This is a genomic window from Varibaculum cambriense (genome assembly GCF_022133705.1).
Classification (GTDB): Bacteria; Actinomycetota; Actinomycetes; order Actinomycetales; family Actinomycetaceae; genus Varibaculum; species Varibaculum cambriense_A.
Map to the genome: position 1 here is coordinate 120,400 of NZ_JAKNHJ010000003.1, position 20,312 is coordinate 140,711.

Genomic DNA, 20,312 nt, shown 5'->3' on the forward strand with positions numbered 1-20,312 from the left:
GTTTTCTCCTGTTCGAATTGGTTTAGGTTATAGGTCGGTTACTGGCAATGGTCGGACTTCAATATCCCATTCATCACGGGAAACCACCGAAATAATATCAACCAGTGGCAACCACCATTGACTTAGGGGACGACGAACTTGCGGATCAACCTTTTGCTGCATTTGCAGCAATGGGAAAGACTCAATCCCTTCAGCCGACAGTCCCACTCCCAAGGGCTCGCTGCGATTTTGCGTAAATTGTTCGCTGAGCTCTTCAATCGCTGCCCGCACCAGGCGAGTCGCTAAGATGCGGTCAAAGGGCGAAGGCTCTCCCCCTTGCTGCAAGTGCCCCAGAGCCGAGTGGCGCACATCGAACATTCCTTGCGATTCTTGGGCAAACACGGAGGCTATGAATTCTCGATCATACCGGCCTCCGGCTTCTTCATTATGTAGTACCAGACACAGGCGGCGACCATCCCGGAAAGAATCCCGCATCATTTTCACGTCGCTCGCTAGATCTTGCAGGTCATAGGGGAATTCATCGAGGTAGACCAACTCGGCTCCCGCGGCGATACCTGACATTAACGATAGGTATCCACAGTGGCGACCCATCGCATCAGCCACGAAGCAACGCCGAGAAGCTGCCGCAGATTCACGGATACGATCTAACGCCCAGACCGCATTATTAAGGGCAGAATCAGCGCCGATAGAAAGCTCAGATCCCGGCAAGTTATTGTCGATTGATGCCGGAATACAAATCATCGGAATATTAAACGCCGGGTAGCGGGAGGTTTCCTGTCGCATCTGATTAATCGACAGGTAGGCGTTGTAGCCACCGATTACGATCAGGGCGTCGATGCGCTGTTCCTCCAGAGCTCGTCCTATTGCGTAGTACTCTTCTACCCGGGGAATAGGGCGCAAAGTTCCAAGTTCTGCTCCTCCATCAAAGCCCCAACCTTCAACGTCTTCCCAAGCTAGCTGCTTAACTTTTCCAGACATGAGTCCTTCAAAGGAACCGTAGATTCCCAGCATTTCAAACCCACGGTCTATTCCTTGACGCACTGCGGCTCTAGCAGCGGTATTCATTCCGGGAGCAAGTCCGCCTACATGCATAATGGCTACCCGCCGGGCATTATCGGGTAGTTCGTCTTGCTGGGGCGGAGTCGACATTACTTCATTTATGGCCAGCATCTCGCTGAATGAACATCCTCGCGCCTTAACTGCCTTTTCGTATTCTTGTGCTTTCGTAAACTTGGCAACCGCGCGAGTATCGGTGACTGCTTTCATCAAAGGCAAGCGCGCAACCCGGTTATTACGAGCCCCAATGATCACCGGCTCAGAGTTTTGGTCCTGGTGTAGTACTTCATACACTGCCGCATATCCCAGGGCGGTAGGCATCCACCGGTCATAGGCTGAGGGCGTACCCCCGCGCTGTACGTGTCCCAAGATAGTCAGATGCGGACGCTCCCCGGTCTCTTGCTCGAGGGCATCGCACACATCGTTGGCAGTAATGGGATTGCCCTGATGATCGATAGCACCTTCGGCCACCAACACGATGGATTCGCGCCTGCCTGCCTTACGCCCAGCTTCCAGTTTCTTCGTCAGAATTTTTTGCCACCCTTGTTCGGGAGGAGCTTCGGGGATGAACACATAATCGCAACCCCGGGCAACCGCACTCATCAGTGGCAGGTATCCGCAATGGCGTCCCATAACTTCTACGACGAAAGTGCGGCGATGGGAGGCAGCGGTAGAAGAAAGCTCATCTAGAGCCGCCAAGATTCGCTGCAAGGCTGAGTCAGTGCCGATGGTCATATCGAAACCAACTAAATCATTGTCGATAGAACCAACCAGACCGGCTACCCGCAACTTTTCGTGTCCAGCTACCTGTTCGGGGGTAAGTTCGCCTGCCTGAACCAGTTCTTCCAGGAGACTGGGCCACTCTTCTTGAAATTCATTAGTACCGGCTAGGGAGCCATCTCCCCCAATAGAAATCAGGCGATCTATACCTTTTAGAACCAGGTTTTTAGCGGCTTTACGCAGTCCAGAACGCTCGCGAAACTCTTTACAGCGGGCAGTCCCAATTACCGTGCCCCCCTTATTGAGCACACTAGATACATCCGACCATCCCATCGGTTTGATCATCTCACCGCCGGTAACAGCTCCCTGCCAACCTTCAAGGATCGCATAGGGCTGCGCACCCATTTTTAATGCGGTTCGCACTACCGCACGTACTGCAGCGTTCATCCCCTGGGCATCCCCGCCCGAGGTTAAGACTCCTAGACGCTTCGGTTCGGAACCTGTGGACTGACCCATTATTCCTCCTCTGGAAGGCTGGTACCTAGGCGCTTCCCCTGGCAACCAACGTCATCATTTTGTCAACTTCTTTCGGATCTGGGGCATCGATTTTTTCGCCAGACAAGAATTTGGCGAGCGCTTGGGCGTAAATCTGCCCGCTTACTTCAGGATTAAAATCGATAGAGGTAAGTGGCGGGTTGAAGAGTTGACCTTCGGGAGCATTACCTACGCCGATAACGGCACAATCGTTGGGAACCATGCGTCCACACATTCTCAGCGCCTGGATAACCTCCATTGCCAGGAAATCGTTATGGCAGATAAACCCGTCAACCCCCGGGTTCTTGGAAAACAGCTGCACTAACTCTCCGGAAAGATTGGGAGAATTGTATTCGGTAGTCAGCATGGTGGGCGTGGGGCAACCTCCGAAAATACACCCTTGCAACACTCCGGCATACCGTAACTGGTTAAGGTTTTCTAGCAAGGGATCGGAAGAACACAGGTACACCAAGTTGCGGTGACCTGAGGAAACCATTCGGGACGCCATCGCCCGCCCAGAAGCGCCATATAGCGCTGCCACCACTGGATAGGCGGGAGAATCGGTAGCAAAAATTGCCGGCTCGACCTGCACTCCCAGACTTTGCAACTGCTTATTCTGTTCTTCACTAAAGGGAACTAGCGGCAAAATCGGGCCGATTAGCTTTGCACTGTCTGCCAAAGCATCAACATCGAGTTTATCGGTCTCTATCTGGACAGGGATTAAGTCAAATCCCATCTTGGCGATTTCATAGGCGGTGCGTATTGCCATGCTAAGTAACGGAGAATCATACGGCATCGGAGGACTCACTAACAGAAAGCGCTTCGCTTGCGTCTTAGCGTTCTTCGCCACTGTGACTCCCTTCTGTTGACGCTGATTCCGCTAGGTTACTGAGCATCTAACTCACTACTCAATACTAACCTATTTCTTGATATCGACCAGACGAAAGAGATCGGGGCGGACGCTGCTTTTTCGCGTCCGCCCCGAATAGACCGGCAGGATCTGAGATTTCCCGGTTTAAGTCACCTGTCAAAACCCCAAGGTCAAATGGGTTTTAGCTTAGGCATCTTGCTTTAGACGCTTAGCCAGGTTCTCAATCAACACATTCATGAAGCCATCGGTATCCAACCAGGGATGATCCTCATCAATTAGGCGAGCTAGGTCTTTGGTCATTTGCCCGCCTTCAACAGTAGAGACAATTACCTCCTCTAAGGTCTGCGCGAAGTGAGAAACTTCGGGAGTATTGTCTAGGTTGCCGCGATGAGCCAGACCGCGCGTCCAGGCATAGATTGAGGCAATCGGGTTGGTGGAGGTTTTTTCTCCGCGCTGCCAGCGGCGATAGTGCCGAGTTACCGTACCATGCGCTGCTTCGGCCTCGACAGTGCGCCCATCGGGAGTCATTAGTACCGAAGTCATCAACCCTAGGGAACCGAAACCTTGAGCAACCGTATCGGACTGAACATCGCCATCATAGTTCTTACATGCCCAAATATATCCGCCTTCCCATTTAAGGGAAGAAGCCACCATGTCATCAATCAAGCGGTGCTCATAGTGCAGACCGGCTTCCTCGTATTGCTCTTTGAATTCGCTGTCATAGATGTCGGCGAAAATATCCTTAAACTGCCCGTCGTAGGCCTTCAAAATCGTATTCTTGGTGGATAGGTAAACCGGGTATCCCCGCAGCAGGCCATAGCGGAAACAAGCGCGAGCGAAATCTTTGATGGAGTCATTGAAGTTGTACATTCCCATGGCGACTCCCCCACCTTCGGGGTATTCAACCACGGTATGTTCTATAGGCTCAGATCCATCTTTCGGCTGGAAGGTAATGGTTAGGCTCCCGGCACCGGGGATTTTGAAATCAGTGGCCTTGTACTGGTCACCGAAGGCATGGCGAGCAACCACGATGGGCTTTGTCCATCCGCCCACCAGGCGCGGCACATTGCTCATGATAATGGGTTCGCGGAAAATCACCCCGCCGAGAATGTTGCGGATAGTGCCATTGGGCGATTTCCACATTTTCTTTAGCCCAAACTCTTCCACCCGCGCCTCATCAGGGGTGATAGTTGCACATTTTACCCCGACGCCGTGTTCTTTAATCGCGTTGGCGGCATCAATAGTGACCTGGTCACCGGTGGCATCCCGGTTCTCTACGCTGAGGTCGTAGTAACGAAGATCCACGTCCAGATAGGGAAGGATTAGTTCGTTGCGGATTTGTTGCCAAATGATGCGGGTCATTTCATCGCCGTCTAGTTCGACGACCGGGCCGACTACTTTGATCTTTGCCATGAATAACTCCAAAAGCTGTAGTTTTAAGTCCTCACTATCAACTTTACTCGACATCGAGATAAATTAGCAATGGCTAGCGTTGTGAACTGGCAGGCGATTTTGCCGATCGCACCGGACGCTCCTACTCCGTTACCATTGCGCAGCGATAAACGCTTCGCCCAGAGTAGCTTCCTACCTTAAATTGGTTACATGCGGGTGCAGATTGGAAAAACTTGTGCGGCCAAGCCGGAGCCACTTATCTGGCTAGAGGCCGGACTGGGCGGGTCTATGCGCAGCTGGAACTTGACGTTCCCGATTCTTTGTCGCGCTTTTTACTGCGCTCGCACAACCCGCTCCCCGATTTTGCACCCCGAAAAGGGCGCGGAAGTGACTTGGCAAAGCCTAGTGGCGGAGATGCGAGCGGGCGGGGAAGAAATTGCTCGCCACCTGGGTGCCACTTTTGACAAGCCGCTGCCCATGGTGCTGGTGGGACACTCCTATGGGGCAATGCTGGTGCGAGTTTGGGCAGCACAACTATTAAAGTCCCCCACTTCCTCCCGGGTGCAGCCTGTGGGAATCGTACAGATAGACCCCTCCTTCGAGGGAAACAACGAGGGCGCGAGTCCTCTCTATCAAAAGCTGGAGCAAAAGATCCTCGCCTGGATTTACCGCGGCGCTGCCCGCGAGCAACCCTCCTTCTACTTGGCGTGGCAAGATCTCCAAGAGATTGATTTACTGGATCGCCAACTTCCCCAATTGGTGATTTCCGCTGCCCACCGTCGCAGTAGTAAAACTTGGCAAGGTTTGACTTCCTACGCTCGAGCCATTGACGCCCGCCTAGTGCGCGCCGATTCTTCCCGCCATCACCTGCAACTATTTGATCCAGTCACCGTGGCGAGTCAGATCATAGAGTTTACGGCGCAAATCAACGTTCAAACCAATAACAAAAGGTAGTTAGCTACTACCTGTGGAAGTCACCAGCAACTATAGAGAAAAAACTTAAGGGCGGGGACGCCCGAAACCTGCGTCCCCGCCCAAAAAAACACTATCAGCTGCTCTTAGTCGGCGTTATTGACAGTCTCAGCATTTCCCTCGATCTGACGAGAGCCGCGCTGGACTGCAATCTTGCGAGGCTTAGCTTCCTCTGCCACCGGGATAACTAGCTTAAGCACCCCGTCCACATACTCGGCCTCTACCTGGTCAAGAGCCACCCCATTCCCTAAGGTGAGCTGACGAGCGAAAGTACCGAAGGGACGCTCATGAGTCAGCCACTGGGCACCTGCGATTTCGGGGGATTTGCGCTCGGCACGAATAGTGAGGGTGCGATCCTCGATATCGATGTCTACGCTTGCCGGATCCACCCCCGGCAAATCAAAGAGGGCGATGAACTTTTCTCCATCACGATACAAATCCAGAGGCATAGCTGCCCGGGAAGGCCCTTGGCGCATCGCGTCATCAAAAATCGCTTCCATCTGACGGAAGGGATCATACCTGCGAACCATGATTACTCCTTACCCCCGCGAAGTTGCGGGAAATCTTCTTACCGAGATTCTCTCGGTCTCACGTCCTCTATTTTGGCACTCTCTACATTCTAGTGCTAGCCAATTATTCTGGAGGCGAAAAGTTAAGTCTAATAGGCTCAACTTTAAATTTTCTGCTCCCTAATTCGTTCACTTGCCCCTGTTCTCCGCTTTGAACAGCCAATATCTATTGCTATCCCCAACCGCCAGTGACGGTAACCCAAAACGCCGCCCCAAAGACGCCCTAAAACTATTCAATACTGAGAAAATAGGAACATGAGCACGCGATACCTACCTGTATTTGTCTACGGCACCTTGAAACTCGGTTCTCGCGGCTTTGGCTCTAGTCTGAAAGCCGCGGTGACCGAATTCGCCCCGGCCTATTTGCGGGAAGCATCCCTATATATTGGGGCGTCCTATCCGATGGCGATCCGTTCTATCGGCGGCACCGGCATTGTGGGGCAAGTACTCTTGATCGAACAACGCCTATTTGAAGAAACCCTAGAAGAACTCGACGAATACGAAGGATATTTAGGGGAAGGCGACCCCAACAATATGTATACCCGGCAAATCGTGCGGGTAGAGGTATTCCCGGACAAAGACAGCACCTGGGAAGGACCTACCCAACAGGTACAGGCCTATGTCTATATGGCTAACGCGGACTCCTTCCGCGATCACCGCGATGAACTGGTGCTCTCCCCCAGCGGTGATTGGGAAAACCACGAGGAGGAATGGGAGGAGCTCTCCCCCGCCCTCGAAGACACGCAAGACCCTAACATCGATGAACGTTTCCCCGACGACGAGGACGAGCTAGACGGCTAAAGCCTAGCTGGCCGCTATTTACCACCTTCAGCGCCCGCAACCAGGGATTGCTGATACTTCATCATCACTTTCTGCTGCAAGTTTTGTCCCGCTAAGAACCAACGTCCGTCCGCTTCCTGCCAAGCCATAATTTGCAGCGGAGTACCCTGCTTATCCTTAATCAATACTGCTTTCGCCCCGTCGACATCTGCCTTAGTCTCCGGAGAGAACCTCAGGTCTGCTAACTTCACCGAGGGCGACTGCGCAGACTGCGCAAAGGTTTTCTCAACCGCCTGCGTGCACTGATCTAAGCTATTTTCATCGGTTTTTTGGCTAATCGCTTGTACCAATTGCCCCCGCGCCTCCTCGGAACTTAAAGCACAAATAGTTTGCGCATCCTTATCTAGCAGCGCCCCATAATAAGCTTTTGCTCCTTCCTGGGGAGAGGAGGCGCCCGTGGGAGTAAAAATCTTTTGCCAAACGCCACTGGCGTACAGCGCAATCCCGATGGCGGCCACTATTGCTACTATCCCCAATGTCCAGGAAATAGCGGTGCGGGAACGAGAATGAGTTTTCTTAGTTTGACCGGTCTTCTTCAGGGCAATCTGATCAACATTGAAAGCAGTACCAGATTCGGAGTCCGCAAGTTCATCGCGGTCAACGTGTCCGCCAACTTGATTACCCCAAACCCGCTTGTCCCCTTCGCTCTCGACTTCGGGATCTACCTCAGCGGCCGCTTCCTTTCCGCCAGCTAACGGCAAAATCTCAGGAACTTGAAACTCTTCGTCAGCGCTATCTTCACCTTCGGTAACTGGATCCTCGCTAGAAGAGTCCATCTCACCCTCGGCGCTGCCCTCTGCGCTGGTAGCGGTTTCCTCCGCCGGTTCCTGCTTGCCTGCTTGCTCGTCCTCGCCGGGGGGATCTACCTGCGAGCGATCGTCCTTATTAGCAGGGAGAGTGGTATTTTCCTGCCCGTTCTCTGAGGGTGAAAGGGTAGCCTTACTTAAGGTACTGATATCTGCGGCATCACTACTATGCTCAGCGGTTTCTTCTTCAATTCGTCGGTTAGCCATAGGGCGATCCTACCGGGAAAACCCGTTCAGATGCTCATTGAATTTACATAAACGCTCGCTTGGAGAACCAGACTCCGATATCCTTAGGCTAGGTCACTAAAGATCAGGAATACAAAAAAATTCTGGTTATAGACCATTGAAAGCATAACGTCACCCAACCAAGTAGGGATAGGAATAATGGCAAATAGCAAACAAGATAAGAAGACCCCGACCGTAGTACCCACCGCCGAAGAGGCTAAAGAACTTATCCCTGCAAATAACGTTGCCGAGGATCAAGGGCAGGGGCTAACCACCGTTGCCGACCAGGTAGTTGCCAAAGTTGCTGGTCTGGCCATAAAGGAGATCCCCGGAGTTTACGATCTGGGCAACTCCGCCGCCCGCGCCCTGGGGGCTTTGCGTTCCAAAGTCGGAGCCTCCGAAAGCATTACCCAGGGTATTTCGGTAGAAATTGGGCAGACGCAAACCGCATTGGACGTAGTGTTGATTGTGGAATACCCCTACCCGGTACACGAAGTAGCCGATAAAGTTCGGGAAGCTATTTTCTCGGCTATCGAAGGGCTAGTGGGACTAGAAGTTACCGAAGTAAACATCAAGGTTACGGATGTGCATGTACCGGACGATGACGACAATGAAGAAGACGAAGACCAGAAGGATAAAAAGGATCTGAAGTAACCTTCGCCGGAAAGGAAAAAACATGACCACCATAGCTGGTATTTTTTGTGGTGCTTTTCTGGCATATATGGCCGTAGCTCACGGATTCTTTGGATTCCTAGTCGCCATCCTGTTTATGGCCATCGGGGCGGTATTAGGCAGGGCTGCTTCGGGAAAGCTAGATCTGAAAGGCGTAGGTGAAGCCCTAATCGGCAAGCACACTACCACCTCCGATTAAGAAGGAGGATTAATGAATTCCGATAAGGAACCAACAGAACTTGCGGGAATCACCACTGTGTCTGCGCGCGCTATCCAAACCATTGCGAAGGCGGCTACCGCGCAGCGAATCAGTGTCCCCGGTGAGCAAATCAAAGTTTCTACCCGCGACGACCAGGGACTATTGGGCATAGATATTTCTTGTCCCCTCAGCTCCCAAGTTGTAGATACTATCGTTAACACCCCCGATACCTCCGTGTTTTCCTTGGCGGACGCGGCGCGGCGTGACATTGTTACCCGCGTTGGCAAAATCGCGGGAGTGAAAGTCGGGCGGGTAAATCTGCGATTAACTGGAATCTATAAGCATCAGGAACGGAGGCAGCTGCAATGAGTAAACAATCCAGCAAATCCGGACCTTTCGTGTCTTATCTGGTTAGACGGCAGACCCACTCCTCGCGCGCTTTCAGCAGCATTATTTTAGCGATCATCATAATTGCTGTTCTGGGCTTTTTAGCTACCGAGGGCGTGCTGGCGTTATCCGGAAAAGACCCCTTGTTGGTAAACCCGGCTGATATGTGGCAGCAAGGATTTGCGGCTTTAACTGATAGTCACCGTCCCCTAGCGATTATCGTAGGGGTGCTGCTAGCCCTCTGCGGATTATTATTGCTGGCTAAAGCGGTACTGCCGGGTACTTTAAGTAAACACGCCCTAAGTGACGAACGCGCTGCCTACGTTATTGATGATGGTGTGGTCGCCGCAGGAATTTCTCGTTTAGTACGCGAAGAAGCGGGTCTGCCACAAGGAACCGTCTCTACCGCAGTTAATAAACGACGTTCGGTAAGCACTATTACCCCTAGTACTGGACGCACCTTAGACCAAGCGCAAATCCAACAGGTGGCAAGCGAAGAGGTCGCTTCCTGGCAGCTGAGGCCACGGCTAAAAACCGCAGTTAAGATCGCTACCGAAGGGAGGCTCGAAAAGTGAAAAAACTACCTCGAGCTTTGAATCGGATCTTACTGTTTATTTTTGGTTTGCTGTTTCTTGCCGCCGGAGTTTCAATTACCTCCGCTGCAACCTCGGCCTCGATTCACCGCCGCCTTCTTGACTACCGCTCAAAAATAGAGTCCGGATTTAGCAACCTGGTTAGACAGTCAACCTTCCAGGTGCAAGGCAGAGAGATTTCCGCAGTTCAAGCGGGAGCCCTAGCCTTGGTGATCGTAGTGATCCTGTTGCTAATAGTCTGGGTGTTTTCCCAAGGCGGCGGCAAGATTCGCTCGCTGGCTTTAAATAAGGCCGGGAAAGATTCTGACAAACAGGGCGAGATTACTGCCGAATTGGGGTTAATCCAGGACATAATCGAGAGTGAAGTAGCAAGTAGTCGCGACCTTGCCTCTCTAAAAATCTCTTCTTGGGAGGTTAAAAAACGCCCTGGACTGGCGCTAACCGCCGCGGTTTACAAGGGAACGAACCCTCGCGAAGTTAAGATAGAAATTGATCAAGCGATTGCGAAGTTAGATCAAGTTTTAGGAATAAAAATGCCGATTCTGGTGCAAATAACCACGAACTGGCGAACCAATTTAGGATCTGCGGACCGCGTGGATTCATAGAGTATAAAAGGAGAACAATATGGGAATGGACGACAAGATTAAGAACTCTGCAGAGGACTTGGGCGGCAAAGCCAAAGAAGCTGCCGGCAAAGTTAGCGGAGACAAGAACGTAGAAGCCGAAGGTAAAGCGGATCAGGTTAGCGCAGAAATCAAAGATAAGGTTTCTGAATTCTCGGACAAAGCCAAGGATATGGCGGAAGAAGCCGGCGCTAACCTGAAAGCTGCTGCCGAAAAAATCAAAGAAGGCTTCTCTAGCGACAAGTAAATCCGGCAAAATCTAGCAGTAGCAAATAGCTAGTTTATGAATCGGGAGGCGATAGCCTCCCGATTCTTTTATTCTTATTCCCCTAGCGTCTGCGTCTTCAATCCCAGTTAAGATACCCGCACGCAAGGCGCCAGTTCCTAGATAACGCCTGGTTAATCCAATAAGGAGGGCGAAACTTTGGTTTCCTCACCAATGCGCATATCCGCGATTTTACCGGCTGCCCGCAGCTCTTTTAGCCGGGGAACTACCCGCCGGGAAATGCCCCACGGATCAATCGTGTTTAAGTAAATCCGGGTACCGCCCTCAAAACCCGCCAAAGTTGAAATTCGCCATTTCAGTAAGATCCGCCAGCGCATGGGAGTCGAAACCGATAGCGGACGGTGATACCACTCTTCATTGCAAGGGACATCAGCACCGGTAGCAGCATGGATAGCGTGCAAAATATCAGAAACTGCCCGCGTCTTCTTTTCTCCCGCATCCCAGGGATTACAGGGCTTACCGAGCGGCCAAACCGCGATCGTAGGATAACGGTGTCCTACCCCCGCCATTGCGATCGCGTCCTCGTTTTGTGCCAAGATCAGCCCGCGAGTAGCTCGAATCTTCAAAATGGTGTGGTAAATATCGGGGTCTTTGCGCAGTCGCTCGCGTTCTTGAGTGGTCTGAACGGGGAATTCGTCAATCGCTACCAGTTGCTTATGCAGATGATCGAAACTGGCGCCCGCCGGTTTTAACCAATTCTGGAACGTCGCCACATATTTGACGGCTGGATCCAGATCGTACAGATCCCGCAGCGCCCTCGCCGTGAAGGCAGTATAGGCATGATGTTCCTCCGGAGTCAGAGTACCCGCGGAAGCCAGCTGGGAGGAATCAGTGGCTCCCGGAACAAAATGTCGATTAGCCACAATCAGATCATGCCCACCCGAGAAGAACGAGTTTGCTTGCCCCAACATTTCCGGTTCGGAAAGGCTATTAATTTCCTCGTCATTCATCCCATATTGGTGGAGTTTAGCTCGCACTACCCGCAGCACATGGTCATAGCCGGTGGGGGTAGCTAAATATTCTGCCAAACGCTGGCGTTCCTTATCGGAAGGTTCATGACCATGATTAAGGTGCCAGTACTGGTAGGAAACGATTTCAAATAGATTCGGGATCCGGCGAAAATCTGCCGGATATTTACTAAGCTGATCGGCAGCTAATCCTTCTACAATCCGGAACTCTCCGCAGCTAGTAGTGTTATCTGCTGGCAGATCCGCATCCCCTAAGACAATTCGAGATTTTTCGGGCGGGGTTTCTAAATAGCGATCAGAGCAGAAGGCACAAGTAGAAGTATGATCCTGGGCGCTAATGGGACTGGGATTAACCTGGGGCTTGGAAAGCGGGCGGTGCCCCCGGCCAGGTACCGTCCACACCTCGGTTCCAGTTAACTGATTTCGTTGTTTAACGGTTCCATCTGCCAGTTTAACTAATGCCCGTGCGGCTGCTGCTTCCTCTTTTGCCATACTTCCACCCTAGTTGCCTATTGGTACTTTTTCGCCTACTCCCAGCGCGTGTAAGTCAGATGCTTTAAATGCTGAGGGTCTGGTTTATAGTGAGCGGAAGGGGAAGGAGGTAAGTTGATTAAATATCTGGGGTCAAAACGGAACCTGGTACCAGCTTTAGGAAGCATTGCTAGCGCTACTGGTGCGAACAGCGCTCTCGATCTGTTTTCCGGTACTACCCGGGTCGCCCAAGAGTTTAAACGTCGCGGGATCTTCACCACTGCCTGCGATCTTGCTTCCTATAGTTACCAATTGGCGCGCACCTATATCGAAACTGATGCCAACACTGTTGATATCGCGGCTTTACGCAACCATCTAGAGGCAATGAGCGCGCTTAAAGGTAAAGAGGGATACTTTACCGAGACTTTTTGCCGCCAAGCCCGGTTTTTTCAGCCCCATAACGGAAGACGTATCGATGCTTGCCGAGATTACCTGGTTGACCTGCAAGATGATCCCTTATTCCCGATTTTATTAACTTCCCTGATGGAGGCTGCCGACCGGGTAGATTCCACCACTGGAGTCCAAATGGCTTATCTGAAGAAGTGGGCACCGCGTTCCTATAACCAGTTAGAGCTACGTTTGCCGCAGCTGCTGCCGGGAAAGGGGCACGCCTTCCAAGGAGACGCCCTCAAACTGGTTGACCAGGTACCCAAAGCAGATCTTGCCTACCTCGATCCCCCCTATAACCAGCACCGTTACTTCACTAACTACCATATTTGGGAAACCTTGGTGCGCTGGGACTCTCCTAAGGCATACGGGGTGGCGCGCAAACGGATAGATGCGCGCGGTGATCAGCACCGTTCAGCATTTAACTCCAAACGCACTATGGCGCAAAGTTTCTTTTCCTTGCTTGGGCGGGTACGCGCCCAAACTATAGTGGTTTCCTATAACGACGAATCTTGGATTGGCGAGGACGAGATGGTGAGCGCCATTTTGGAGGCCGGCTTTGCCCAGGTAAAAAAGTTTGCATTTTCACAGCGCCGCTATGTGGGAGCAAAAATCGGAATCTATGACCCGCAAGGAAAGAAAGTGGGTAAGCCCGGGGCAGATCGCAATATTGAGAATGTGTTTGTAGGTGGCAACGCTACCACTCTGTCTCAAATCAGCGCGGCTTTATCCTCTTAAATCAGTCTACAGTTAGCGATTTTAGTATTGGAGCCAGCCCTGAGCCTGCTGGGAGAGCTGCTGCAGCAAAGATATGGCCTCTTGCGCCCGCGCTGCCGGTACCATCAGGTGGTCATGATGCAGTCCCGATAAAACATTACAGGGAATAGATTGGCTAGCCAGCTGGGAAGCAACCGTAAAAGTCAGCCCCGTTTCTTCTAGCGAGACATCGCAATCCAAAGTAATTCGGCGATAGATCTTTTTCCCCGCGGCCAGACCTGCTGCTTTTGCCTGTTCTAAGGGAACGATTAGGGTGAGTCCTTCTTCCTCTTTTATCTGTGCAAACGGCTCTAATCCCGCGGGCAGACCATCCCGCTCCGACAAGAATACATACTTGCCAAACATATGCGGACGAAGCTTAGACAACGCTAGATCAAAGTCAGAATACGAACTCATAGTTTTAAGTTAGGGGGCTAAGCCCTACCCGTGCTTTCTAGTCTCACTCTGCGGTCGATATTTCCCGGTTTCAGCAGGTAAATACCAAAATTCTCAGGCGGCGTTCAGCAACTTGTTTTAAACTACAGACCCATAAATCCGACCGCGGCAAAATTAGTTTCCGCCCGGCGCTCTAAGTTAAATCCCGGCGCAAAAGTCAGGACATCCTCCGATAAACACTCATCACTGCTCGCGCTACCGCTGAGGGCGCCTCTAAGGGCACCAGATGACCCGCACGCGGCACGGAAACCACCCGGGTGCCGAGCGCCTTGGCCATCGCTTCCGCCTGGGCTGGAGTGGAGTTTTGATCTTGTTCCCCCCGAACCACCATTGCCGGGATTTGCGCCCTCCCTAGCGTTTCGAGACGGCCAGGGCGCGCCGCCAAAGCACGCTGCGCCCAAGAAATCGCCTCCCCGGGTGCCTCGTTAATCCATTTTTCCATCAGCTGCGGAATCTTGGGAAAATCCGTGAGGGTCTCTTTAGCCAACATAGTGGGAATAGACTTCACCAATTGTTCTTGCGCCCTGCCAACCAGGGCGCCGACTGCCATTTCTGTACGGGCAGCCCGCGCGGCCGCAGTATCAATATCAGCCTTAGTGCCCACGAGCACCACTCCCCCCACTAAGCGGGGATGACGCTCAATCATCGCCTGCGCGGTATATCCCCCCATCGAGTTCCCGCACACCAGCACTTTTTCTGCCCCTTCTGCTCTTACCGCTTGGGCTACATAATCGGCATAGATTTCTAAAGAGGGCGGATCTAGCGGAACCGGGGAACGGCCAAACCCGGGAGGATCAATCGCTATTACCGGCACTCCCTCGAAACGACGGGCAACCCCTTCCCACATTCGATGGTCATAGGGAAAAGCTGCTAATAAAACCACTGCGGGGGTGCCCGCCATTCTATGCGCATCCCGCGTAAAAATAGCCACGTTCATAATCTCCATCTTCGCACAGCTCGGAGAAGATGACCTCGAAAACTAGGATGATAGTTGCGGAATTACATTTTAGAGTTTTGGCGAGCGTTGCAAACCCGCAAATACTAGAGACCGCGTTCCCAACACGAACGATGCCAATGCCGGCGTTGATCTAAACCAGCTTGAGTACCAAAAATAGAATCGGTTCGCCAAGCCACCACATGTGCCTGGCCGATCTGGATCTCTTGACTGCACCCGGGACACACATAAGTTTTACGCGCCTGGGACAGGTGCTGCACCTGGAAATCACCATCCGGGCGGGAAACTGCCCGTGGCATAGAAGCTAAAGAATCCATCCTTAAAGGCCGATGCTCCCCCCAGGGACGTTTCCGAGAACGCCTAGCCACTTTAAAATACCCGGGATCCGCGTTTGTAAACTTCCATAGGATTCAAATCGGCATCAGTAACTAAAAGATCGGCAAACTTGCCGGGAGCTACCTGCCCCAATTGGGGGTTTCCTAAGATTTTTGCCCCTTGCGTCGAAGCGCAATACACCGCATCTACCAGCGGTATTCCTGCCTTATGCGCTATCTTAACCTGGTTGATCAGATGGGAAGTTCCCCCCGCGAGCCCTCCGCCGCGCTGACTCAAAGTCGCTACGCCCTCTTTAACGGTTACCGCTTGTCCCCCGAGGACGTAGTCGCCGTCTCCCAGCCCGGTAGCGGCCATCGCATCGGTCACGAATACCATCTGTTCGCGCCCGATCAGTTCATATACATTGCGCACCAAGGAAGGATCCACATGGACACCGTCGGCAATGAGTTCGACAATCACTCCGCCCCCGGCCGCATCCGCCAGGATCTCCGGAACCGGTCCGGGATCGCGGTGATGCATCGGTGCCATCCCATTAAACAGATGAGTTACCGTGGCATGCGGGCAGCGGGCATGCGCCGAATGCTGCAGGGTTTGCCGCACTTCTACCAAGGCGTCCCGCATCTTCTGAGAACTGGTATCGGTATGGCCAAAGGAAGGCACTGCCCCACCTGCAATCAAGGTTTCTGCCACCCCGGAAGGTCCCATGGCATAAGGTTTTTCCGGCGCGAAAGTCATCGACACCGCATATCCGCGCGAGGCAATCAGCAGCTCACGCGCTAAGGGTTCATTCGGGGCTTGAATATGCGCGGGATCTTGAGCGCCACAATGCCCCTGAGCGATGAAGGGACCTTCAAAATGGATACCCGCGAGTTTACCTGCCGCGCACATCCCGGCCAATAGTTCTGCTTTCTCCCGCAGTACCATCGGTGATTGCGTAACTAGCGAGGCTACCAGCGAAGTAGTACCCCAGCGTAGATGTTCCGCCACCGCTGCCAGGGCTTGGTCTTCGGACTGGACATCCGGGAAAGATACACCCCCGCCTCCGTGGCAGTGGACGTCGATCAACCCCGGCAATACGTAACGGTCGTCGCTTGGAGCGGGGGCTGCCAGGATTTCGTCACCGAAACCAGCATCTTTAGCCGCAGTTGATTCGCCTATCCAAACAATGGCGTCTCCAGAAACTACCACTGCCCCATCGGTAATGATGCGACTCGCGGTGACTACTCGTCCGCGGATGGCAAATACTTCATTCATAGCTGCAATGCTCCTGCCCGATAAACTGTATTTTCATGGCTTAAAACAGGCGCGACTCGGCGTCGTCTACTCCTCGCATGGTATCGTAATCCAAGGTTAGACAGCGAATCCCCCTATCTTCAGCAAGGGTTCTGGCCTGCGGTTTGATTACTTGCGCCGCAAAAATTCCCCGCACTTCCGGCATTATCGGATCGCGGGAAAGCAGATCTAGGTAGCGGGTAAGCTGCTCTACCCCATCGATTTCTCCGCGCCGCTTCACTTCGATAGCAACATGGTTCAGCTCCGGATCAAAAACCAGCAAATCCACCGGGCCGACCGGAGTGGGATATTCCCGCCGGATTAGTTCCCAGCCGGCACCCAGGATATCGGGAACTTGCGCCGCCAGCAGCTCTTGTAAATGCGCCTCTACCCCGTCTTTTTGTAGTCCCGGATCTATTCCCAGATCGCAACTGGTTTCCGAGAAAATCTCTCCGACCCGCAGTTTTAGCTGATCTCCAGTTTTTGCTGATTCTACTAACCAAATCTGCTCTATGCCGGCGGCCTCGTCCTCGACGGGTACCGGTAATTCTTCGATAGTAGCCGGCCCTGCCATCCAGTTAAGGGGTTTATAGGAGCCGCCATCACAGTGAATAAGCACCGAAGAATCGGCTTTCACCATAATCATTCGCGGTGCCATAGGCAGGAACGAGGTGAGGCGACCACTGTATTCGACGGAACAGTTAGCGAAAATTACGCGCATGAGAATCTATTCTAGATCATCGGGAAATTTGGTTCACCCGGGTGTTTACTGCGTTATTTTGCAAGCATCTTAACCCCAGGATTGGGGAATTTCGCGAGGGGGCGCCGCCTCTGCCCAGGATACGAGGCCGGCGTGGTCGTCCTCGGAAAGAAACAACCAAAAACGATGGGTATCCACCGTAACCGGAACCGCAACGTTTCGTATCCCCTTTTTGGACAGGTAATTGTGGACTTTCCCTAGCTCTATTTTTCGGCGCGGCCAAGTCTTGTCGGGACGGAACGATAGAGCAGCCGCCTTGTACCAGTTTAAAGACTCGGCCTCATAGACTGCGCAGCCCTCGGTCCATCCGGAAGTTACATCCGGTCGGTAGGAGCATAGAAAAGCCCCCTGACGGTAAAGGCGATTCATACGCCACAAAAAATAGGCGGCAATTAAAGCCACTAGGGCGGCAATCACCAAAATGATTAGCAGAAGAACTTTTAGCGCCGTCATGGCCTAACTATACCGCCTCTAGCCAAATCTTTTCGATTTACAGCCCGTCAACTACGATGGTTACGTTATCTTCATCAACGGAAACAAATCCGGGAACTATTTCAAAAACCCGGGCATCCGGGTCGTTTTCTTTCATCCCGACTTTAACTTTTCCCGCGGTAATGGTACCCAAAAATGGCAGGTGTCCCGGCAGTATCCCCAGCGAGCCTTCGGTAGTGGGCAGGGAGACGAATCCCGCCTGCCCACTAAACAGCTCCCCCGAGCGGGTCACTACTTTAACCGAAAGCGAACTCATTACGCCGCTTCCTTCTGCAGCTTCGCCCAATTGCGTTCCAGATCCTCGATCCCGCCAATATTGAAGAATGCCTGCTCCGGAATATGGTCGTAAGTGCCTTCGCAGATGCGCTTAAAGGCCTCAATAGTTTCAGCCAGCGGAACCGTGGAGCCTTCTACCCCGGTGAATTTCTCGGCCATATAGGTGTTCTGCGACAGGAACTGCTGGATTCGGCGTGCCCGGTTCACGGTGAGTTTATCCTCTTCAGAAAGCTCATCCATGCCTAGGATCGCGATAATGTCTTGCAGTTCTTTGTTCTTTTGCAGAATCGACTTTACCTGGGTGGCAACCTGATAGTGTTCTTCACCCACATAGGTGGGATCCAAAATGCGCGAAGTCGAAGACAACGGGTCAACCGCCGGATACAAACCACGCGAAGCAATATCACGCGAAAGCTCGGTGGTGGCATCTAGGTGCGCGAAAGTAGTTGCCGGAGCCGGGTCAGTGTAGTCGTCAGCCGGCACGTAAATCGCCTGCAGCGACGTAATCGAGTGGCCTGCAACCGAAGTAATGCGTTCTTGGAGCAGCCCCATTTCATCGGCCAGGTTCGGCTGATAGCCTACCGCCGACGGCATGTGCCCCAGCAGAGTCGATACCTCCGATCCAGCCTGAGTGAAACGGAAAATGTTGTCGATAAACAGCAACACGTCCTGGTGCTGTACATCCCGGAAGTATTCCGCCATGGTTAGACCGGTTAGCGGAATGCGCAGACGCGTCCCCGGAGGCTCATCCATCTGTCCGAAGACTAGTGCGGTCTTATCAAAAACTCCCGCTTCATCCATTTCATGAATCAGGTCGTTGCCCTCGCGGGTACGCTCACCCACGCCAGCAAATACCGACACACCGCCGTGATCTTGGGCTACGCGCTGAATCATTTCCTGAATCAACACGGTCTTGCCTACGCCTGCCCCGCCGAACAGACCAATCTTCCCACCCAGCACATAGGGGGTGAGCAGGTCAATAACTTTAATCCCGGTTTCAAACATCTGGGTTTTAGATTCCAGCTGATCGAAAGAGGGCGGGTCGCGGTGAATAGGCCACCGTTCTTTAATCTCGAGGGTCTCCCCCTCTTCCAGGTTGAGGCAGTCGCCGGTGACGTTAAATACGTGTCCCTTGGTAACGTCACCTACCGGAACTGAAATGGGGGCTCCCGTATCAGTTACTTCCTGTCCGCGCACCAATCCGTCAGTGGGCTTTAGGGCTAGGCAACGCACCACATCGTCGCCTAGGAACTGCGCCACCTCCAAGGTGAGCTTATGGGGGGTAGCTTCGCCCTCAATCTGGATCATGGCTTCCAGGGCATTGTACATTTCCGGCAGATGATCTGGCGGGAACTCCACGTCCACGATCGAGCCGATCACCTGGGAAACCCGTCCCACGCCCGTAGTCCGTTCGGTATCACTCATTAGAGTCTCCTTAATCCTTTGTTTCCTCTAGCGACCAGCGGCCAAGGCTTCGGCCCCGCCGACGATCTCCGTTATTTCAGTAGTAATTTCTGCCTGACGTGCATTATTAGCCAGGCGGGTATAACGCTCAATCATGTCCTGAGCGTTATCGTTGGCAGTGTGCATCGCGGTTTGCCTGCTGGCTAACTCGCTGGCAGCTGCCTGCAGCAACGCCGAGCGAATCCGCGAACGCACATACATAGGTAAGATCTGGTCTAGAACTGCCTCGGGGCTGGGCTCAAACTCGTATAGCGGAGGTACTTTGCCCTGGGGCGTATCCAGGTTAATATCCATCTCTTCGGCTTCTTCTTCCGAGATGACCTCCAGTGGCAACATCTTGCGTACTATCGGAACCTGTTTGACCATATTCACGTAGCGGGTAAACACCAGGTAGACCTCACAGACCCCCTCATGAATCACGTCCGCCAAAAAAGTGTCGGTAAGAACGTCGGCGATCTCGTAAGATTGCTCGATGGTCGGAGAATCCGAGTTACCACTCCAGGATCGTTCCACCGGAACCCCGCGGAAGCGAAAGTAACTTTCTGCCTTGCGTCCATAGCTATAGAGCACCGGTTCTTTACCTTGCTCTTTGAGCTGATCCACCAGTTTCTCGGTTTCACGAAGAATAGAGGCTGAATAAGCACCGGCTAGACCGCGATCGGAAGTCACGCACATAACCGCTACCCGGTCAGTATCCGTACGCTCTCGTGTTACCGGGTGATCGAACGAAGAGTGAGCTGCTAAAGCCGCCAAAGCCTGCGTGATTGCCGTATCGAAGGGCGTGGACTGGGTGGCAGCTTCGCGAGCCTTTCCGATACGCGAGGCCGCGATCAGCTCCATAGCATGGAAGACCTTGCCCAGCGTCTGCGTGGCCTTGATCTTCTGCTTATATATCCGCTGCTTTCCGCTCAAGG

24 protein-coding genes are annotated in these 20,312 nt (G+C 52.9%); 9 read left to right on the top strand and 15 right to left on the bottom strand.

From position 1 onward, the window contains the following. Positions 1-27: 27 nt before the first annotated feature. The 3 genes from L0M99_RS02220 to L0M99_RS02230 form a co-directional block, all read right to left on the bottom strand. Positions 28-2,292: a 6-phosphofructokinase gene (locus L0M99_RS02220; RefSeq protein WP_238127581.1), complete on the bottom strand. Its 2,265-nt coding sequence runs from the start codon at positions 2,290-2,292 to the stop codon at positions 28-30. 25 nt (positions 2,293-2,317) lie between these two features. Beyond that, positions 2,318-3,079 (bottom strand): substrate-binding domain-containing protein, encoded by a 762-nt coding sequence (locus tag L0M99_RS02225; RefSeq protein WP_238127582.1) that lies wholly within the window; start codon positions 3,077-3,079, stop codon positions 2,318-2,320. A gap of 288 nt (positions 3,080-3,367) precedes the next feature. Further along, positions 3,368-4,594 carry an NADP-dependent isocitrate dehydrogenase gene (locus tag L0M99_RS02230; RefSeq protein WP_337954202.1) on the bottom strand — a complete coding sequence of 409 codons (1,227 nt, stop codon included), beginning with the start codon at positions 4,592-4,594 and terminating at the stop codon, positions 3,368-3,370. 189 nt (positions 4,595-4,783) lie between these two features. Here L0M99_RS02230 and L0M99_RS02235 point away from each other — a divergent pair, with 189 nt between their 5' ends. After that, entirely contained in the window at positions 4,784-5,527 is a 744-nt protein-coding gene (locus L0M99_RS02235) for an alpha/beta fold hydrolase (RefSeq protein ID WP_238127584.1), read from the top strand. Positions 5,528-5,631: 104 nt separating this feature from the next. Here the strand turns inward: L0M99_RS02235 and L0M99_RS02240 are convergent, their stop codons facing one another. Next, positions 5,632-6,075, bottom strand: a complete 444-nt coding sequence (locus L0M99_RS02240; protein WP_024059339.1) for an Hsp20/alpha crystallin family protein — start codon at positions 6,073-6,075, stop codon at positions 5,632-5,634. 294 nt (positions 6,076-6,369) lie between these two features. Between L0M99_RS02240 and L0M99_RS02245 the strand changes: the two genes are divergently transcribed. Then, a complete protein-coding gene (locus tag L0M99_RS02245) occupies positions 6,370-6,915 on the top strand; it encodes a gamma-glutamylcyclotransferase family protein (protein ID WP_024059340.1) in 546 nt (181 codons plus the stop codon). Positions 6,916-6,929: 14 nt separating this feature from the next. Here L0M99_RS02245 and L0M99_RS02250 read toward each other — a convergent pair whose 3' ends face one another. Next, on the bottom strand, positions 6,930-7,967 hold the full coding sequence (locus L0M99_RS02250; protein ID WP_238127585.1) for a hypothetical protein: 1,038 nt from the start codon (positions 7,965-7,967) through the stop codon (positions 6,930-6,932). A gap of 177 nt (positions 7,968-8,144) precedes the next feature. Between L0M99_RS02250 and L0M99_RS02255 the strand changes: the two genes are divergently transcribed. From L0M99_RS02255 to L0M99_RS02280, 6 genes are read left to right on the top strand one after another with little or no spacing between them, the layout of a single operon-like run. After that, entirely contained in the window at positions 8,145-8,639 is a 495-nt protein-coding gene (locus tag L0M99_RS02255) for an Asp23/Gls24 family envelope stress response protein (RefSeq protein WP_024059342.1), read from the top strand. 22 nt (positions 8,640-8,661) lie between these two features. Then, the gene (locus L0M99_RS02260; RefSeq protein ID WP_024059343.1) at positions 8,662-8,856 is read left to right on the top strand and encodes a hypothetical protein; all 195 of its coding nucleotides are present in this window, start codon (positions 8,662-8,664) and stop codon (positions 8,854-8,856) included. A 12-nt stretch (positions 8,857-8,868) separates the two neighbouring features. Then, complete coding sequence (locus L0M99_RS02265; protein WP_238127586.1) at positions 8,869-9,225, top strand: hypothetical protein; 357 nt, start codon at positions 8,869-8,871, stop codon at positions 9,223-9,225. After that, positions 9,222-9,818: a hypothetical protein gene (locus tag L0M99_RS02270; RefSeq protein ID WP_238127587.1), complete on the top strand. Its 597-nt coding sequence runs from the start codon at positions 9,222-9,224 to the stop codon at positions 9,816-9,818. The genes L0M99_RS02265 and L0M99_RS02270 overlap by 4 nt, the downstream gene beginning before the upstream one ends. Beyond that, complete coding sequence (locus L0M99_RS02275) at positions 9,815-10,441, top strand: hypothetical protein (RefSeq protein WP_238127588.1); 627 nt, start codon at positions 9,815-9,817, stop codon at positions 10,439-10,441. Before L0M99_RS02270 ends, L0M99_RS02275 begins: the two co-directional genes overlap by 4 nt. Positions 10,442-10,460: 19 nt before the next feature. Next, positions 10,461-10,706, top strand: a complete 246-nt coding sequence (locus L0M99_RS02280) for a CsbD family protein (protein WP_024059347.1) — start codon at positions 10,461-10,463, stop codon at positions 10,704-10,706. A 152-nt stretch (positions 10,707-10,858) separates the two neighbouring features. Here the strand turns inward: L0M99_RS02280 and L0M99_RS02285 are convergent, their stop codons facing one another. Further along, on the bottom strand, positions 10,859-12,205 hold the full coding sequence (locus L0M99_RS02285; protein WP_238127589.1) for a DUF4921 family protein: 1,347 nt from the start codon (positions 12,203-12,205) through the stop codon (positions 10,859-10,861). A 114-nt stretch (positions 12,206-12,319) separates the two neighbouring features. Here L0M99_RS02285 and L0M99_RS02290 point away from each other — a divergent pair, with 114 nt between their 5' ends. Continuing rightward, positions 12,320-13,369 carry a DNA adenine methylase gene (locus L0M99_RS02290; RefSeq protein WP_238127590.1) on the top strand — a complete coding sequence of 350 codons (1,050 nt, stop codon included), beginning with the start codon at positions 12,320-12,322 and terminating at the stop codon, positions 13,367-13,369. Between the two features lie 21 nt (positions 13,370-13,390). On the opposite strand, the gene L0M99_RS02295 is transcribed toward L0M99_RS02290, so the two are convergent. From L0M99_RS02295 to L0M99_RS02335, 9 genes are all read right to left on the bottom strand, one after another. After that, positions 13,391-13,804 (bottom strand): ACT domain-containing protein, encoded by a 414-nt coding sequence (locus L0M99_RS02295; protein WP_238127591.1) that lies wholly within the window; start codon positions 13,802-13,804, stop codon positions 13,391-13,393. A gap of 196 nt (positions 13,805-14,000) precedes the next feature. Further along, positions 14,001-14,744, bottom strand: a complete 744-nt coding sequence (locus tag L0M99_RS02300; RefSeq protein WP_038109965.1) for an alpha/beta fold hydrolase — start codon at positions 14,742-14,744, stop codon at positions 14,001-14,003. Between the two features lie 140 nt (positions 14,745-14,884). After that, positions 14,885-15,166, bottom strand: coding sequence for an ATP/GTP-binding protein (locus L0M99_RS02305; RefSeq protein ID WP_238127592.1), 282 nt, complete (start codon positions 15,164-15,166; stop codon positions 14,885-14,887). A 1-nt stretch (position 15,167) separates the two neighbouring features. Beyond that, entirely contained in the window at positions 15,168-16,388 is a 1,221-nt protein-coding gene (locus tag L0M99_RS02310) for an N-acetylglucosamine-6-phosphate deacetylase (protein ID WP_024059353.1), read from the bottom strand. A gap of 40 nt (positions 16,389-16,428) precedes the next feature. Continuing rightward, positions 16,429-17,127 carry an endonuclease NucS gene (gene nucS / locus L0M99_RS02315; protein WP_024059354.1) on the bottom strand — a complete coding sequence of 233 codons (699 nt, stop codon included), beginning with the start codon at positions 17,125-17,127 and terminating at the stop codon, positions 16,429-16,431. Between the two features lie 69 nt (positions 17,128-17,196). Then, positions 17,197-17,619 carry a DUF2550 family protein gene (locus L0M99_RS02320; RefSeq protein WP_024059355.1) on the bottom strand — a complete coding sequence of 141 codons (423 nt, stop codon included), beginning with the start codon at positions 17,617-17,619 and terminating at the stop codon, positions 17,197-17,199. A gap of 37 nt (positions 17,620-17,656) precedes the next feature. Next, on the bottom strand, positions 17,657-17,914 hold the full coding sequence (locus tag L0M99_RS02325; protein ID WP_024059356.1) for a F0F1 ATP synthase subunit epsilon: 258 nt from the start codon (positions 17,912-17,914) through the stop codon (positions 17,657-17,659). Continuing rightward, the gene (gene atpD, locus L0M99_RS02330; protein WP_238127593.1) at positions 17,914-19,359 is read right to left on the bottom strand and encodes a F0F1 ATP synthase subunit beta; all 1,446 of its coding nucleotides are present in this window, start codon (positions 19,357-19,359) and stop codon (positions 17,914-17,916) included. The genes L0M99_RS02325 and atpD overlap by 1 nt, the downstream gene beginning before the upstream one ends. A 27-nt stretch (positions 19,360-19,386) precedes the next feature. After that, positions 19,387-20,310 (bottom strand): F0F1 ATP synthase subunit gamma, encoded by a 924-nt coding sequence (locus tag L0M99_RS02335; RefSeq protein WP_238127594.1) that lies wholly within the window; start codon positions 20,308-20,310, stop codon positions 19,387-19,389. Positions 20,311-20,312 lie beyond the last annotated feature (2 nt).